13 protein-coding genes are annotated in these 15,795 nt (G+C 70.2%); 2 read left to right on the forward strand and 11 right to left on the reverse strand.

From position 1 onward, the window contains the following. Positions 1-83 precede the first annotated feature (83 nt). Positions 84-782: a demethylmenaquinone methyltransferase gene (locus tag EAH86_RS14400; protein ID WP_140741978.1), complete on the reverse strand. Its 699-nt coding sequence runs from the start codon at positions 780-782 to the stop codon at positions 84-86. Between the two features lie 136 nt (positions 783-918). Between EAH86_RS14400 and EAH86_RS14405 the strand changes: the two genes are divergently transcribed. Both EAH86_RS14405 and EAH86_RS14410 read left to right on the forward strand, forming a co-directional pair. Next, the gene (locus EAH86_RS14405; RefSeq protein ID WP_140741980.1) at positions 919-2,226 is read left to right on the forward strand and encodes an isochorismate synthase; all 1,308 of its coding nucleotides are present in this window, start codon (positions 919-921) and stop codon (positions 2,224-2,226) included. Between the two features lie 5 nt (positions 2,227-2,231). Continuing rightward, entirely contained in the window at positions 2,232-2,912 is a 681-nt protein-coding gene (locus tag EAH86_RS14410; RefSeq protein WP_140741982.1) for an HAD family hydrolase, read from the forward strand. Positions 2,913-2,933: 21 nt separating this feature from the next. On the opposite strand, the gene mmsB is transcribed toward EAH86_RS14410, so the two are convergent. From mmsB to EAH86_RS14460, 10 genes are all read right to left on the reverse strand, one after another. Beyond that, positions 2,934-4,352, reverse strand: a complete 1,419-nt coding sequence (gene mmsB, locus EAH86_RS14415; RefSeq protein WP_170212811.1) for a multiple monosaccharide ABC transporter permease — start codon at positions 4,350-4,352, stop codon at positions 2,934-2,936. Between the two features lies 1 nt (position 4,353). Beyond that, positions 4,354-5,886 carry a multiple monosaccharide ABC transporter ATP-binding protein gene (gene mmsA, locus EAH86_RS14420; RefSeq protein WP_140741984.1) on the reverse strand — a complete coding sequence of 511 codons (1,533 nt, stop codon included), beginning with the start codon at positions 5,884-5,886 and terminating at the stop codon, positions 4,354-4,356. 125 nt (positions 5,887-6,011) lie between these two features. After that, entirely contained in the window at positions 6,012-7,106 is a 1,095-nt protein-coding gene (gene chvE / locus EAH86_RS14425) for a multiple monosaccharide ABC transporter substrate-binding protein (protein WP_241668382.1), read from the reverse strand. Between the two features lie 97 nt (positions 7,107-7,203). After that, a complete protein-coding gene (gene araA / locus EAH86_RS14430; protein WP_140741988.1) occupies positions 7,204-8,703 on the reverse strand; it encodes an L-arabinose isomerase in 1,500 nt (499 codons plus the stop codon). Continuing rightward, on the reverse strand, positions 8,700-9,398 hold the full coding sequence (locus tag EAH86_RS14435; RefSeq protein ID WP_140741990.1) for an L-ribulose-5-phosphate 4-epimerase: 699 nt from the start codon (positions 9,396-9,398) through the stop codon (positions 8,700-8,702). The genes araA and EAH86_RS14435 overlap by 4 nt, the downstream gene beginning before the upstream one ends. Beyond that, complete coding sequence (araB, locus tag EAH86_RS14440; RefSeq protein ID WP_140741992.1) at positions 9,395-11,065, reverse strand: ribulokinase; 1,671 nt, start codon at positions 11,063-11,065, stop codon at positions 9,395-9,397. Before araB ends, EAH86_RS14435 begins: the two co-directional genes overlap by 4 nt. 144 nt (positions 11,066-11,209) lie before the next feature. Beyond that, positions 11,210-12,223, reverse strand: a complete 1,014-nt coding sequence (locus tag EAH86_RS14445; protein WP_206665842.1) for a LacI family DNA-binding transcriptional regulator — start codon at positions 12,221-12,223, stop codon at positions 11,210-11,212. Next, complete coding sequence (gene menD, locus EAH86_RS14450; RefSeq protein ID WP_140741994.1) at positions 12,220-13,917, reverse strand: 2-succinyl-5-enolpyruvyl-6-hydroxy-3-cyclohexene-1-carboxylic-acid synthase; 1,698 nt, start codon at positions 13,915-13,917, stop codon at positions 12,220-12,222. The genes EAH86_RS14445 and menD overlap by 4 nt, the downstream gene beginning before the upstream one ends. Before the next feature lie 42 nt (positions 13,918-13,959). Further along, positions 13,960-15,465, reverse strand: coding sequence for a hypothetical protein (locus EAH86_RS14455; protein WP_140741996.1), 1,506 nt, complete (start codon positions 15,463-15,465; stop codon positions 13,960-13,962). Next, positions 15,462-15,791, reverse strand: a complete 330-nt coding sequence (locus EAH86_RS14460) for a hypothetical protein (RefSeq protein WP_140741998.1) — start codon at positions 15,789-15,791, stop codon at positions 15,462-15,464. The genes EAH86_RS14455 and EAH86_RS14460 overlap by 4 nt, the downstream gene beginning before the upstream one ends. Positions 15,792-15,795: the final 4 nt, after the last annotated feature.

Below are 15,795 nucleotides of genomic sequence, written 5' to 3' on the forward strand. Positions count from 1 at the left end.
GTCTTCACGAACTTCAAATGCGGAGTCTATTCCCGACCCGCCGTCCGGTCACCAGTTAGGCGAACCTAACCCAGTGGTCAAGGTCAAGCAGCCGGTTTCACCGCCCGGTGCAGCGCCACGATGCCGCCGGTCAGGTTGCGCCAGCCGACCTCGCTCCAGCCGACCGACGAGACGCGCTCGGCGAGCGCTCGCTGCGCCGGCCACGCCTGGATCGACTCCGCGAGGTAGACGTAGGACTCGGGGTTGCTGCTGACCTTGCGGGCGATGGGGGGCAGCGACCGCATGAGGTACTCGGAGTAGACCTTGCGGAAGGCGCCGTTGACCGGCTGGCTGAACTCGCACACCACCAGCCGGCCGCCGGGCCTGGTCACCCGGAGGAACTCCCCCAGGGCACCTTCGACGCCCGACACGTTGCGCAGCCCGAATGACATCGTCACGGCGTCAAAGCTGTTGTCCGCGAACGGCAGTCGCATCGCGTCGGCCGCCGTGAAACCCAGGTCGGGGCGACGTCGGTTGCCCACGCGCAGCATCCCCAACGAGAAGTCCGCCGGCACCACGTTGACCCCGTGGGCGGCGAACGGCTCACTGCTGGTGCCGGTCCCCGCCGCGATGTCGAGCACCGTCTCACCGGGCTGCGCCGCCACCGCCTTGAGCACCGCCCGCCGCCACAGCCGGTCCTGCCCGAGGGAGAGGACGTCGTTGGTCAGGTCGTACTTGCCGGCCACGTCGTCGAACATCGCGGCGACGTCGCGGGGATCCTTGTCGAGGCTGGCACGGGTCATGCCGGTCATCCTCCCATCCGGCGCGAGACCGATCTCGCGCGGCTCGACGCGCCTCGCACGGTCAGGTGCCCCGACGTGTGACTCACCGCGCACCTCCCGCTGCGTACCGACGAGCGCGCCGTAGGCTTTCCCCGACATGACCAGCCTTCCCACGCCCCAGCACGCGCCGCGACCACACGGCTCACCCGTGGTCGCCCGCACCGTGGCACTGCACGACCCGGGCCTGCTGCTCAGCCTCCTCCCGGACCGCACCGACCCGACCGAGCTGTTCAGCTGGGTCCGTCGCGGAGAGGGACTCGTCGGCTGGGGCCGCGCCCTGGAGTTCACCGCCCACGGCCCCGACCGGTTCGAGCGTGCCGAGGCATGGTGGCGTGACGTCGTCGACGGCGCCGTCGTGCGCAACGAGGTGTCCCTGCCCGGCACCGGTCCGGTTGCCTTCGGTTCGATCTCGTATGCCGCGGGCTCACCGGCCGGGGCGACCCTGGTCGTGCCCGAGGTGGTCGTGGGCGCACGGGACGGTCAGTGGTGGGTGACCACCATCGGTACCGGTGACGAGCTGCCCACGCCCGTCGTGCCGCGCCAGTCGCAGCCGCGCGAGCCGGAGGGTGTCGCGTTCGCCGACGGCGCGCTGGCTCCCGCCGCCTGGGCCGGTGCGGTGGAACGCGCGGTGGAGCGGATCACCGGCGGCACCCTCGACAAGGTGGTCCTGGCCCGCGACCTGCGGGTCAGTGCCGAGGCTCCGATCGACCCGCGCTGGCTGCTCACGCGACTGGCGGAGCGCTACGACACGACCTGGGTCTTCGCGGTCGACGGGCTCGTGGGCGCGACCCCTGAGATGCTGGTCCGTCTCGAGAAGGGCCTGGTCACCTCTCGGGTCCTGGCCGGGACGATCCGCCGCACGGGTGACGACGAGCACGACCTGGCCCTGGCGGCCTCACTGGCCAGGTCCAGCAAGGACCTCGAGGAGCACGAGTACGCCGTCCGGTCGGTGGCCGACGCCCTGCGCCCGCACTGCTCGTCGATGAACGTGCCCGAGGCGCCGTTCGTCCTGCACCTGTCGAACGTCATGCACCTCGCCACCGATGTCGCAGGGGTGCTGGCGGACCGGGCGACCTCGCTGACCCTCGCGGCGTCACTGCACCCCAGTGCCGCGGTGTGCGGCACCCCCTCTGCCGTGGCGGACGACCTCATCACCGAGCTCGAAGGAATGGACCGCGGGCGCTATGCCGGGCCTGTCGGCTGGATGGACTCGACCGGTGACGGCGAGTGGGGAATTGCCCTGCGCTGCGGGGCTTTCGAGCCCGACGACGCCTCGGCGATGCGGCTGTTCGCCGGCTGCGGGATCGTCGCCGGGTCGGACCCCGACTCCGAGGTCGCCGAGTCCGACGCCAAGCTCGTCCCGATGCGGGATGCCCTCACGACCGACTCCCTCACGGCAGACTGACTGCCGTGGTCGACGCGGACGGCACCGAGCCCTCGAACGCCGCAGACCTGGGGCCTCGACCGGCCGATGCCGTCGTCTTCGACCTCGGGAACGTCCTGATCCGCTGGGACCCGGTCGCCGCCATCGCCGCCGCGGTGGGCACCGAGCGGGCCGTCGCCTTCGTGGCCAACCCGGACTTCGACTTCGCGTCCTGGAACCACGCCAACGACGCGGGTCGCACCCTCGCGGAGGCAGAGCAGGCGGCCCTGGACTCGCATCCGCACTACGCCGAGGAGATCCTCGCGTACCGGGAGCACTTCGGCGCCTCCCTCGTGGGAGAGGTCCCTGGCAGCGTGGCCATCCTGCGCGAGCTGCACGAGGCGGAGGTGCCCCTCTTCGCGCTGACCAACTGGTCGGCCGACCTGTTCCCCGTGGCACTGGAGCAGTTCGAGTTCCTCGAGCTGTTCGAGGACATCATCGTGTCCGGCGAGGAAGGCGTGGCCAAGCCCGACCCGGAGATCTTCGAGGTCCTGGAGGAACGCATCCGGCACCGGGCCGGCCTGGATGACTGCATCTTCATCGACGACAGCCCCGCCAACGTCCTGGCGGCGTCCGAGACCGGGCTCGATGCGCTGCACTTCACCGGTGCGGACCACCTGCGCGAGGACCTGATCGTCCGCGGCTTGCCGCTGCGCCCGACCCGCTGACCCGGGTCGGGCGCAGCGGGGCTACCCGGCCGAGGGTTGTGGGTTCGCTGGTGAACCCATCTCGACGACGCCTGTGTGCGACCGGCTGGCGTTGCGGAAACCGGACCCTTCCTCGCCCTCGGCCACGGGCGTCGACGGCCCGCCGCCGCCACCGGCGTCACCGGAGCCGTCCCCTCCGCCGCCACCACGCTGCATACCTCTGAGGATCATCCCGATGAAGCTCGGCTTGCCCTGGCTCTTGGAGTAGACGTCGAACGCCACCGCCCCGAGGAGCACCAGGCCCTTGATGATCTGGACGAAGTTGCTGTCCACGCTCATGTTGGCCAGGCCGAGGTTGAGCACGCCCATCACGAGGCCGCCGATCATCGAACCCGTCACGGTGCCGACACCGCCGGCCACCGCCGCACCACCCACGAAGACGGCCGCGATCGCATCGAGCTCGAAGCCGACGCCGTCCTTGGGGTTCGCGGCATTGAGGTATGCCGTGAAGACCATCCCGGCGATGGCGGCCAGGAAGCCCATGTTGACCATGACGAACAAGTCGATCCGCTTGGTGTCGACACCCGAGAGGCGGGCCGCGTTGGAGTTGCCCCCGACGGCGTAGATGTGCCGACCCAGCACGGTCCGCTGGGTGATGAAGGTGTAGAGCACGACGAGGCCGCCGAGGATCAGGCCGACGACCGGCACGCCCTTGTAGGACGCCAGCAGGAGGCCGAAGCCCAGCAGGAGGCCGCAGATGACGACCAGCTTGATCACGCTGAGGGTGAGGCGCGGCACCTCCATGCCGTAGCGGCGCAGGTCGGACCGGCGCCGCAGCTCGAGGTAGACGATCACCGCGATGGCCAGGAGCGTCAGGACGAGCGTGGGGTTGTGGTACCCGGTGACCGGTCCCACCTCGGGCAGGTAGCCGTTGGCGATCTTCTGGAAGCTCTCCGGCACAGGGATGGACTCGGCGTTGAGGATCATCAGGTCCAGACCGCGGAAGAGCAGCATGCCCGCGAGGGTGACGATGAAGGCAGGGATCCCGACGTAGGCGACCCAGAAGCCCTGCCAGATGCCCACGAGGATGCCGAGGGCAAGGCCGAGCAGGATCGCTGCCGGCCACGGCAGGTCGAGCTTGGCCATCGAGAGCGCCACCGTGGCCCCGACGAATGCACTCGCCGAGCCCACCGACAGGTCGATGTGGCCGGCGATGATGACCATCACCATCCCGATGGCCAGGATGAGGATGTAGCCGTTCTGGACGAGCAGCGACGTGACGTTGCGTGGCTGGAGGAACAGGCCGTCCGTCAGCACCTGGAACATGAGCACGAGCAGCAGCAGCGCGATCATCATCCCGTACTGGCGGATGTTGCCACTGAGCGCCTTGCGCATCTCGCTGACCAGTGACTGGGTGGGCGGCGCGGGAGCCGGGGGCGCAGGGGCGATGTCAGTCGCCATGTCAGTCTGCCTTTCGCTGGGTCATGTAACGCATGAGGATTTCCTGGTCGGCCTGGGCACGGGGGACGTCGGCAGTGATGACGCCGGCGCTGAGCGTGTAGATGCGGTCGCACAGCCCGAGCAGCTCGGGCAGCTCGGAGGAGATCACGAGCACGCCGCGTCCGCTGTCGGCGAGGCGGTTGATGATCTCGTAGATCTCGTACTTGGCGCCGACGTCGATGCCCCGCGTGGGCTCGTCGAGGATCAGCACGTCGGGCTCGGTGAACATCCACTTGCCGAGGACCACCTTCTGCTGGTTGCCGCCGGACAGCTTGGCGACACCCTCCTCGATGCTCGGGGTCTTGATGTTCATGCTCTTGCGGTAGCGCTCGGCCGCAAGGACCTCTTCGCGCTCGTCGACGACGCCCCGACGCCGGATCTTCCTGAGGCCCGCTGCGGTGATGGACACCTTGATCGTGTCGAGCAGGTTCAACCCCAGGCTCTTGCGGTCCTCGGTGACGTAGGCGAGCCCGGCGTCGATGGCCTTCTGGACGGTGTTCGCGCGCAGGGTCCGGCCGTCCTTGACCAGCTCGCCGCCGAGCTTGTGGCCGTAGGACTCACCGAAGACGCTGCGGGCCAGCTCGGTGCGCCCGGCACCCATCAGTCCGGCCAGGCCGACGATCTCGCCGCGGCGGATGCTGAGGTTCGCGTTCTTGACGACGAGACGCGACGAGTCGTGTGGGTGTCCGACCGACCAGTCACGGATCTCGAGCAGGAGGTCGCCGACCGAGGGTTCGTGTGGCGGGAACCGGTGGTCCAGGTCGCGGCCGACCATCCCGCGGATGATCCGGTTCTCGTTGACCTCGCCCATGGTGACGTCCAGCGTCTCGATGGTGCGGCCGTCGCGGATGATGGTGATCGAGTCGGACACCTCCTCGATCTCGCCCAGCTTGTGGCTGATCATGATCGACGTGATGCCCTTGGCCTTGAGGCCGAGCAACAGGTCCAGGAGGTGCCGGCTGTCGGTGTCGTTCAGGGCGGCGGTGGGCTCGTCGAGGATGAGCAGCTTGACGTCCTTGGCCAGCGCCTTGGCGATCTCGACGAGCTGCTGCTTGCCGATGCCGATGTTCTTGACCTGGCTGTTCGGGTCCTCGTCGAGCCCGACCCGCGCGAGCAGGTCGAGGGCACGCTGGCGCGCGACCGGCCAGTTGATGACTCCGGCCTTTCCCTGCTCGTTTCCGAGGAAGAGGTTCTCGACGATCGAGAGCTCGGGGATGAGCGCCAGCTCCTGGTGGATGATGACGATTCCAGCGGCCTCGCTGTCGCGGATGCCCTTGAACTCCATCTCCTGGCCCTCGAAGACGATGTCGCCGAGGTAGGACCCGTGCGGGTAGACGCCGGAAAGCACCTTCATCAGGGTCGACTTCCCGGCACCGTTCTCACCACAGATGCTGTGGATCTCGCCTCGCTGCACGGACAGGTTCACGTCCGACAGCGCCCGGACTCCCGGGAACTCCTTGGTGATGTCGCGCATCGTGAGGATCGGGGTGGACATCCGCGCAGCCTCCGTGGGTGGTGGTCGTGGTTGTGTCTATCGGGATGCGGGTGGCACTGCCACCTGCCTGGTGTCCGTGGCGGCGGACGGTCATCCGTCCGCCGCCACGGAGCTGGTGGGGCGTCCTACTTGAGGTCGGCCTCGGTGTAGTACTTCGCCTTGAGCAGGATGTCCTTGACGTTGGACTTGTCGGCAGCCACCGGGTCGAGCAGCTGGGTCGGGACCTTCTTGACGCCGTTGTCATAGGACTCGGTGTCGTTGACCGTGACGGTCTTCTTGCCCGCGATCTCGGTGATCATCGTGACCGTGGCCTGGGCCAGGTCCCGGGTGTTCTTGAAGACCGTCGAGTACTGCTCGCCCGCGAGGATCGACTTGACCGACTCGAGCTCGGCGTCCTGACCGGTGACGACCGGGAGCTTCTTGCCGCCGCTGCCGTAACCGCTGCCCTTGAGGGCGGCGATGATGCCACGGGACAGACCGTCGTAGGGCGACAGCACGCCGTTCACGTCAGCCTTGGAGTAGGACTTCGTCAGCACGTTCTCCATGCGCTTCTTGGCCACCGCCGCGTCCCAGCGAAGGGTCGCCACGGTCTTGAAGTTCGTCTCGCCGGACGCGATCTTGATGTCGCCCGCGTCGATCTTCGGCTGGAGGACCTGCATGGCGCCGTTGAAGAAGAACGTGGCGTTGTTGTCGTCCGGGGAGCCGGCGAAGAGCTCGACGTTCCACGGCTTGGGAGCGCCACTCGCCTCGAGGCCGGCGAGCAGGGACTCGGCCTGCAGCTTGCCGACCTTGAGGTTGTCAAAGGTGGTGTAGTAGTCGACGGCGTCGGTGTCGCGCAGCAGCCGGTCGTAGGCGATCACCGGGATGCCGGCGTCCTTGGCCTCCTTGAGGGCACCCTTGAGGGCAGTGCCGTCGATGGAGGCGACGACGAGGACCTGGTTCTGCTTGGTCACCATGTCGTTGACCTGGGTGACCTGCGTGGGGATGTCGTCGTTGGCGTACTGGAGGTTGACCTTGTAGCCGGCGGCCTCGAGCTGCTGCTTGATGTAGTCGCCGTCCTTGATCCACCGCTCGGACGTCTTGGTGGGCATCGCCACGCCGATGGTGCCCTTGACGTTGGCAGCCTTGCTGCCGGACGAGGCGTCGTCCGTCTGGCGACCGCAGGCGCTGAGGCCGACTGCGAGGAGGCCGACGGCCGCTACCGCGATGATTCTGCGCACTGTGTGCTCCATTCCATGGATGTCAACCTGCGGAGACGCCGGCTGAGGTATTGATGGGTGTTCGGTTATTCAGTTGTGCGCCAACGGGCACGGTGCCTCACAGGCCTTGCGCCAGCCGGTGGTAAGCGGCGTTCCACCGCAGCTCGCGAACGAAGCCGCGGGTGGTCGTGTCGGCGTCGATGAGGGCCAGCTCGAGGCCCGTCATCTCGGCGAAGTCGTGGAGGTGCTCAGCCGTCAGGGCGGTGGACAGCACCGTGTGGTGCGGACCTCCTGAGACCAACCAGGACTCGGTTGCAGTGCGCAGGTCGGGACGCGGGCTCCACACGGCCCGGGCGACCGGGAGGTTGGGCAGGTCCGCCAGTGGTGGCACGACGTCGATCTCGTTCGCCGTGAGCCGAAACCGGTCACCCAGGTCGGAGATCCCCACCACGATGCCCTCGCCGGGTGCGGCGGTGAACACGAGCCGCACCGGGTCCTCGCGCCCCCCGATGCCGAGGGGGTGGATCTCGAGGGTCGGCCGCTCGGCCGCGATCGACGGACAGACCTCGAGCATGTGGGCGCCGAGGATCAGCTCGCGACCAGGCTCCAGGTGGTAGGTGTAGTCCTCCATGAACGAGGTGCCGCCCGGCAGCCCCTGCGCCATCACCTTCAGCGTGCGGAGCATGACCGAGGTCTTCCAGTCGCCCTCCCCGCCGAAACCGTAGCCGTCGGCCATGAGGCGCTGCACCGCCAGGCCGGGCAGTTGGCGCAGGCCGCCGAGGTCTTCGAAGTTGGTGGTGAAGGCGTGGTAGCCGCCTTCCTCGAGGAAGGTCCGGAGGCCGAGCTCGATCCGTGCCCCGTAGCGCAGGGACGCGTGCCGTGCACCGTCCGCGCGCAGCTCCGGCGCCACGGCATACAGGTCCTCGTACTCCTTCACGAGCGTGTCGACGTCGGCGTCGGCCACCTGGTCGACGACGGTCACGAGGTCGTTCACGCCGTAGGTGTTGACCGAGACCCCGAGACGCAGCTCGGCCTCGACCTTGTCTCCGTCGGTGACGGCGACGTCGCGCATGTTGTCGCCGAAGCGCACCACCCGCAGCGTGCGCAGGGACGCCCGGGCGACAGCGGCGCGGGCCCAGGTCGCCACGCGTTCGACCGTCGTGGGGTCGCTGACGTGCCCTGTCACGGTCTTGCGGGTGACCCCGACCCTGGTCTGGATGTATCCGAACTCGCGGTCGCCGTGGGCGGCCTGGTTGAGGTTCATGAAGTCCATGTCGATGGTCGCCCACGGGAGGTCGCGTCCGGCCTGCGTGTGCAGGTGCAGCAGCGGCTTGGCCAGGGCGTCGAGACCGGAGATCCACATCTTCGCCGGGGAGAACGTGTGCATCCACGCGATCACCCCGACGACGTCGTCGTCGCTGTTGGCGTCGAGCATGACCCGGCGGATCGACGCGGCGTCGGTCAGGATCGGCTTGGCCACCACCTCGGCAGGCAGAGTCCCGGCGTCGCGGAGGGCGTCCGAGATGACGGCGGACTGTGTGGCGACCTGGCGCAGCACGTCCTCGCCGTACAGGCTCTGGCTGCCCGTGAGGAACCAGATCGTCGGCTGACTGCTCATGAGGTGGGAGTTCCCTTCTGCCCGTATACGTTCTGGTAGCGGTCGTAGAGCCGGTCTATGTCGGCCTGGTCGAGGCGCCATGGGTTGCCCAGCTGGCTGGCGACGTGCACGGTGCGCGCGACGTCCTCGAGCATCACGGCCGTCTTGACGGCTGCACGGGCGTCGGGACCCACCGTGAAGGGGCCGTGCCCACCCATCAGGACTGCCTTGGACCGGGTGCCGGCCAGGGTCTGGACCAGACCGCGGCCGATGGAGTCGTCGCCGATCATGGCGAACGGGCCGATGGGGATGTCTCCGCCGAACTCGTCCGCCATCATCGTGAGGACGCAGGGGATCGGCTCGCGCCGGGCGCACCAGGCCGTGGCATAGGTCGAGTGCGTGTGGACGACTCCCCCGACCTCGGGCAGGTGGGCGTAGACATAGCCAGCGGCGGCGGTGTCGGAGGAGGGCGCGTGCGATCCTTCGACCAGTCGGCCCTCGAAGTCGGTCACGACCATCACGTCCGCGGTGAGCTGGTCGTAGGTGACGCCGGACGGCTTGATCACCAGCAGCTCCTCGCCCGGAACCCTCGCCGAGACGTTGCCGGCAGTCCAGACCACCAGGGAGTTGCGGGTGAGCTCGGCGTGTAGGTCCGCGACCGAGACTCGCAGCGCGTCGACGGCCTCGCGCACCGCGGGCATGGTCAGGATGCTCATGAGAGGGCCTTCCGGCGAATCGTCTTGAGGCGGCGCATGACGTCGTTGCCGCCGCGACCGAAGTGGTCGTGCAGCGCGAGGTACTCGGCATACAGCTCGTCGTAGGCGGCGACGTTCTCCGGGACCGGCGTGAAGGCCCCGACGGTGCGACCGCCCATGGCCTGCGCGGCCTTGCGGATGTCGGGGTAGGCCCCGGCGGCCACCGCGGCGTGGATTGCCGCCCCGAGCGCTGGACCCTGCCCGGACTTCACGGCCGACAAGGGCAGGTTGAGGACGTCGGCGTAGATCTGCATCAGCAACGGGTTGCGCAGCAACCCGCCCGCGACGATGAACTCGGTGACGGGCACGCCGGCACCCCTGAACGCCTCGACGATGACCCTGGCGCCGAACGCGGTGGACTCGAGCAGCGCGCGGTAGGTGTCCTCGGGGAGCGTCGCCAGCGTCTGGCCGACCACGAGCCCGGACAGCTCGTGGTCCACGAGGGTCGAGCGGTTGCCGCTGTGCCAGTCGAGCGCCAGGAGCCCGTGGGCGCCGATGGGCTGCGCCGCGGCCAGCTCGGTGAGGTGCTCGTGGACGGACACCCCGGCCTGCTCCGCTGCCGCGTGGTACTGCGGCGGGACGCAGGTCTGGACGAACCAGCCGAAGATGTCTCCCACCCCCGACTGCCCGGCCTCGTAGCCCCAGAGACCGGGGATGATGCCGCCGTCGACGACGCCGCACATGCCCGGGACGTCGCGCAGCACGGCGCTGCTGAGGACGTGACAGGTCGAGGTGCCCATGATCGCGACGAGCTGTCCGGGTTCGACGGCCTGGGCTGCGGGTGCCGACACGTGGGCGTCGACGTTGCCGACCGCGACGACGATGCCCTCGGGCAGCCCGGTCCACGAGGCGGCTTCCGCGGTCAGGTGTCCCGCGGGCTCGCCGAGCTGGCCGATCCGGTGCTCGAGCTTGTCCTCGACGAAGCCGGCGAAGCGGGGGTCGAGCGCTGTGAGGAAGTCCCGGCTCGGGTACTCGCCGTCCTGGTAGATCCCCTTGTATCCGGCGGAGCAGGCGTTGCGGACGTACTCCCCACACAGCTGCCACACGATCCAGTCCGCGAGCTCCACGAAGTGGGCCATCGCGGCATACACCGCCGGGGCCTCCTCGAGGATCTGCAGGCCCTTGGCGAACTCCCACTCCGAGGAGATGAGGCCGCCGTAGCGACCCAACCACTGCTCACCGCGCTCGTCGGCGAGGGCGTTGATGCGGTCGGCCTGGCCCTGGGCGGCGTGGTGGCGCCACAGCTTGACGTAGGCGTGCGGCTCGGACGCGAAGTCGGCCGTCTCGCAGAGCGGGGTGCCGTCCGCCAAGGTGGGAACCATCGTGCAGGCCGTGAAGTCCGTGGCGATGCCGACGACCTGCCCCGGGGCGACACCCGACTCACGCAGGGCCTCGGGAACCGCGGTCCGGAGGACGTGGACGTAGTCGGTGGGGACCTGCAGGGCCCACTCGGGAGGGAGCCGCTCGCCGGTGCCCGGGAGCACCTCGTCGATGACCGCGTGGGGGTAGACGCTGACCGCGCTGCCCAGCTCGGCACCGTCGCTGACCCGGACCACCACGGCACGGCCGGACAGCGTCCCGAAGTCGACGCCGACGACATAGCTGTCGTCGTGGTCCTCGTTCGTCATCGAACGCTCCTCGTGCTGGTGGTTCGTCAGTGAGCCGTCGCGTGTTAGCGCTAACCAGTGATGTTAGCGCTAACATCAGCCCTGTCAAGGGACAGCCGGAAATTGGCCCGGTTCGACCCGGAGCAACGCGCCAGGGCGACGCGGTCAGCCGCGACGACGCCCGGTCGACGCCCGCACCACGAGCTTGGGTGGCACCGTGACGGTCCCCTCGTCGAGCTCGCCACGGAGCGCGGAGGTGAGCAGACCCATGGCCCCGCGACCCAGGGCCACGAAGTTCTGCCGGATGGTGGTGAGCGGCGGCGTGAAGAACTCGGACTCGGGAAGGTCGTCGAAACCGACGATGCTCACGTCGCCGGGCACCGTGCGGCCGGCCTCCGCGAGAGCCCGCAGCACACCGATCGACATCTGGTCGTTGGCCACGAAGATCGCCGTCACCTCTGAGGCTGCGGCGAGTCGACGGCCGAGGCGGTAGCCGCTGGAGGCGGTCCAGTCCCCCATCAGGGGCTCGGACACCGGCAGCCCCGCCTCGTCCATCGCCGCGCGCCAGCCGTGCATGCGGGCCTCGGCCTGGTACCAGTCCGACGGACCGCTGAGGTGGGCGATGTTGCGGTGCCCGAGGTCGATGAGGTGCTGGGTGGCCAACCGCGCGCCGGCCTCGTGGTCCACGCCGACCGACAGGCGGGCACGCACCGGGTTGGCGTCGAGCACCACCACGGGGACCGGCAGCCGTGACCCCACTCCCAGGTCCAGGCCTGTGTCGACCGGGGCGATCAGGACGATGGCCTCGACCGACTCCCCCACCAGGTGCTCGAGGGCATCCTGGGTCGCCTTCGGGGTCACCTCGGGCAGGGAGGCGAGCACCATGCCGTAGCCCTCGGCGCGGGCAGCCACCTCGAGGCCCACCACGGTGCTCGACGGTCCGAAGAAGCCAAGTCCTGCAACGACCACACCGACGACGCCGCTCTTCTGCGTGGCCAGCGCCTTGGCTGCACTGTTGCCCCGGTACCCGAGCTCGGCAACCGCCTCGAGCACCCGGGCACGAGTGTCGGGAGCCACCCGGGCCGAGCCGTTCACGACACGCGACACCGTCTGGTGCGAAACTCCCGCAACCCGGGCCACGTCCTCCAGACGCGGGGCCGTGCGAGGGGCCGTGGTCACGCCCCCTCCCCGGCCAGAGCCGCTGCCGCCAGCTCGCGCAGCCGCTCGTTGGCCTCCCGGTGGCCACCGCGTGCGGTGCGCACCTCGACCACGTGCAGGCCACGCCTACGGGCGGCCACCGCCCTGGCGAGGTCGTCGGCGCTGGCGGCCAGCGTGTGGGCGACGCCGTGGGCCGCGCACAACGCGTTCAGGTTCGTGCCGGTGGGAGTCCCGAAGACGCGCTCAAAGTCGGCGGCGCGCCGCGGCTCGCCCGGCTCGAGCAGGGTGAAGATGCCACCGCCGTCATCGTTGGTGACGACCACCGTGAGGTCCGGCACCGGCTCGTCGGGACCCACCAGCAGTGCGTTCGCGTCGTGCAGGAAGGTCAGGTCCCCGACGAGTGCGTATGCCGGCTGCGCGCCACCCAGCGCCACCCCCACCGCGGTGGAGACACAGCCGTCGATCCCTGCGAGCCCACGGCTGGCGACGATGGTCAGGTCGTCCCCGGATGAGTTCAGCGCGAGGTCGACGTCACGCACCGCGTTTGACGAGCCGAGGAACAGCGTCGACCCGGCCGGCAGGGCACCCAGCACGGCCCGAGCCACCGCGTGGGCTGACGGCCAGTGGGGAGGCTGGTCGGCGAGCGCCTTGGCGACTGCCTGGCCGGCCTGCTGCCAGCTGGTCGCCCAGTCGAGGTCAGGTGCGGCCGTGGGCCTGGTCGCGAGCACGCCGAGCGGGTGGACCGCGGCGACCACCGCCGACGTGTCGGTCCAGGGGCTCGTGGCGGGGACGGTCTCGACCCGCAGCCCCTGGCGTCTGAGCAGGGCTGCCACGGCGCGCGAGAGGGTGACGCGGCCGACCGTGACCACGCGGTCCGGCGCGTGGTCGTCGAGCCAGGCTGCTGCCGTGAGCAGCAGCGGGCCGTGGGGGACGACGACCCGCGGATGGCTCCCGAAGGGTTCAGACACCACTGGCCAGCCGTGCGCAGCAGCCCAGTCCAGGGCTCGGTCACGTTGCTCGGGGTCGGGCAGGTCTCCGATGACCACCAGGGTGCGCGCGACGGGCAGGAGTGGGTCGGCGCCGGCCGGCTCCGCAGAGGTCACGCTCGTCCAGGGCGCAGCGTCGCCTCGACCCTCCAAGGGCTCAGGCCAGTCACCCTCGTCCGGGGTCGGGACGAGCGGTTCGCGGAACGGAACGTTCAGGTGGACCGGACCCGGGTCACCCCCCAGCCCTCGAGCGGCGGCCACTGCCCGGGAGATGGTGCTGCGCCAGTGAGCCTGTTGTCCCGCCCGGCGCTCCGGGGTGCCGATCTCGTGGGACCAGCGCACCGCGCCGCCGAACATTCCTGGCTGCACGGTCGTCTGGTTAGCGCCGGTCCCCCGGAGCTCCGGTGGCCGGTCGGCGCTGAGGACGAGGAGCGGCACGGTCGCATGGTGCGCCTCGAGCACCGCTGGGTGCAGGTTGGCAACCGCGGTGCCGGAGGTCGTCACGAGGACGGCCGGCACCCGGGTGAGCTTGGCGAGGCCGAGCGCGAGGAAGCCTGCGGATCGCTCGTCGACACGGACGTGCAGCGTCAGCCGTCCTTCGCGGTCGGCGTCCTGCAGCGCGTAGGCCAGCGGCGCCGAGCGCGAGCCGGGGCACAGCACAGCATGCCGCACGCCTTGCCTGATGAGCTCGTCGACGAGCACAGTGGCGAGAGCAGTCGACGGGTTCACGCCTCGGATTGTGCCACCCACCCCATGGGGGCGGACCGCGGCTCATGGCGCGACTCGCTCGATCGCGAAGTCTCGGACGACCGGCTCCCCGTGGTCGTCCCCCGCGAAGAAGGCAGTGCTGGTGGTCCTCCAGGTCGCCACCGAGGGCTCGGCCGAATCGTCCACGAGGGCCGCGGTGTCGATGTAGTGCCTGGTGTCGTGGGCCTCGCTGGCTCGGTCCACACCGCCGTCGCCCAGGTCTCGCGACACGGTGACCCAGGTCGCCCGATCGGGGTTGGCCTGGCCATCGAGACGAGGCACGGCGTCCTGGGTGTGTTCGAGGGAGAGGACCTCGATGCCGGCCGGCACCGGCATCCGCCCCACGGGTGAGCCCATCGTCACGACGTGGGTCACCTGGTGGGCTTGGGTGAAGCGCGGTGACGAGGCCAGCCCGGCCGCGGCGATCCCGCCGAGGCTGTGGCCCACGAGCATCACCGGATCCGTGGCTGCCTCCGGACCCAGCCCCAGCCCCAACTCTCGTCCCGGGTTCGAGTCCCCGTCGCGGGCACCTCCCGCTGCTGCCGACGCCGCTTGGGCCTGCTCCAGCGCCTGCTGGACGCCATCAGCCAGCAGCGTCGCGTCCTGGGCCATCGAACGGACGTCAGTGGTGACGTCGAACGGGTTCTGCCCGGCTCTGGGGTCCCACACCTGGGTGCCGCTGATCTCGACGATCCACGCCGAGCCCTTCGCCTGCGGCACCTCGATGACCCGGACGTGTCCGGCGTAGTCCTCGCCGTCGCCCAGGTTGCGCTGGTCGGCCGCCAGGTCCTCCAGACTGAGCGGAACCCCGGCTCCGGCACGCGGGGATGGCTCCGCGGTCACCCGGGCTCGACCTCGGTCGGACAACAGACCCCAGGGGGCGGCCGAATCGGCCAGCATCCGCACTGCCGCCTCGTAGTCCTGGTCGTCGGTGAGTCCGTCGGTCCGTGGTGGCGCGGGCAGGAACGGCGAGGTGAGCGGGTTGGACCGCAGACCCACGACCAGACCCTCGGTTCCCCCGGCCAGGTCTGCGATGCCCGGCTCGTCGAACGCCAGCTGGTCGAGCAAGCCGGCCACGTCGACGCCGAGCGCGTCGAGGGCCAGCACCCCCACGAGGATCTCGGGCGCCAGACCGCCGACGACGAACATCACCGTGTCCTGGGCCCGCTCGACGGCGCGGGTCGCCGCTGCCTCGCCGCGTCGGTACGCCGCCGCGGCCGCCCGCACCGCGGTCGACAACGCAACCAGGCCCGTGGCGTCGCCGGACAGAGCGGCAGGCCCCGCCGCCGCGGCGAGCGCCGCATCGGCCCCGGCGCCGGTGACCGGGCTGAGCACCGACCCGGCCACGAGGTCTGCATCGGTCGCCACGGCGCCCACTCGCCAGACGACCAGCGCCACCTCCTGCGCGACGTCGGCCAGCACGCCGGCTGCGGCGTCGAGGGCCTCCAGGCCGACGGCGGTCCCGCCTGATCCGCCCCGCACCCACAGCCGGTCGCCTGGCCCGTCCGCGCCCCCTCCCACCTGGCTCATCGGCGATCGACCGTTCGCGACACGGCGTCGCCGGCCGCCCTCGCCAGGTCCGCGCCGAGGCCGGCCACCCTGACCACCTGGGCCCTCGCCACCTCGACCCCGTCGGCATGGGCGTCGACCCGTTGCGCCGCCTCATCGAGGGTCCTGGCAGAGCGCTGCAACGCGTGAGCTCGCTCGCCAACCCGTTCGCGGAACAGGGTTGCCGCCCGCGAGCGCCACGCGACGTCGCGCGTCCTGCCGACCCTCCCCGCGAGCAGACGAAGTCGGTCGGCGTCGGCGCGCAGCCGCGCCGCGAGTGCCCTGATCTGTTGCGGGTCCCCCACCATGCGG

This window comes from Pedococcus bigeumensis (assembly GCF_006438965.1).
GTDB classification, from domain to species: Bacteria; Actinomycetota; Actinomycetes; order Actinomycetales; family Dermatophilaceae; genus Pedococcus; species Pedococcus bigeumensis_A.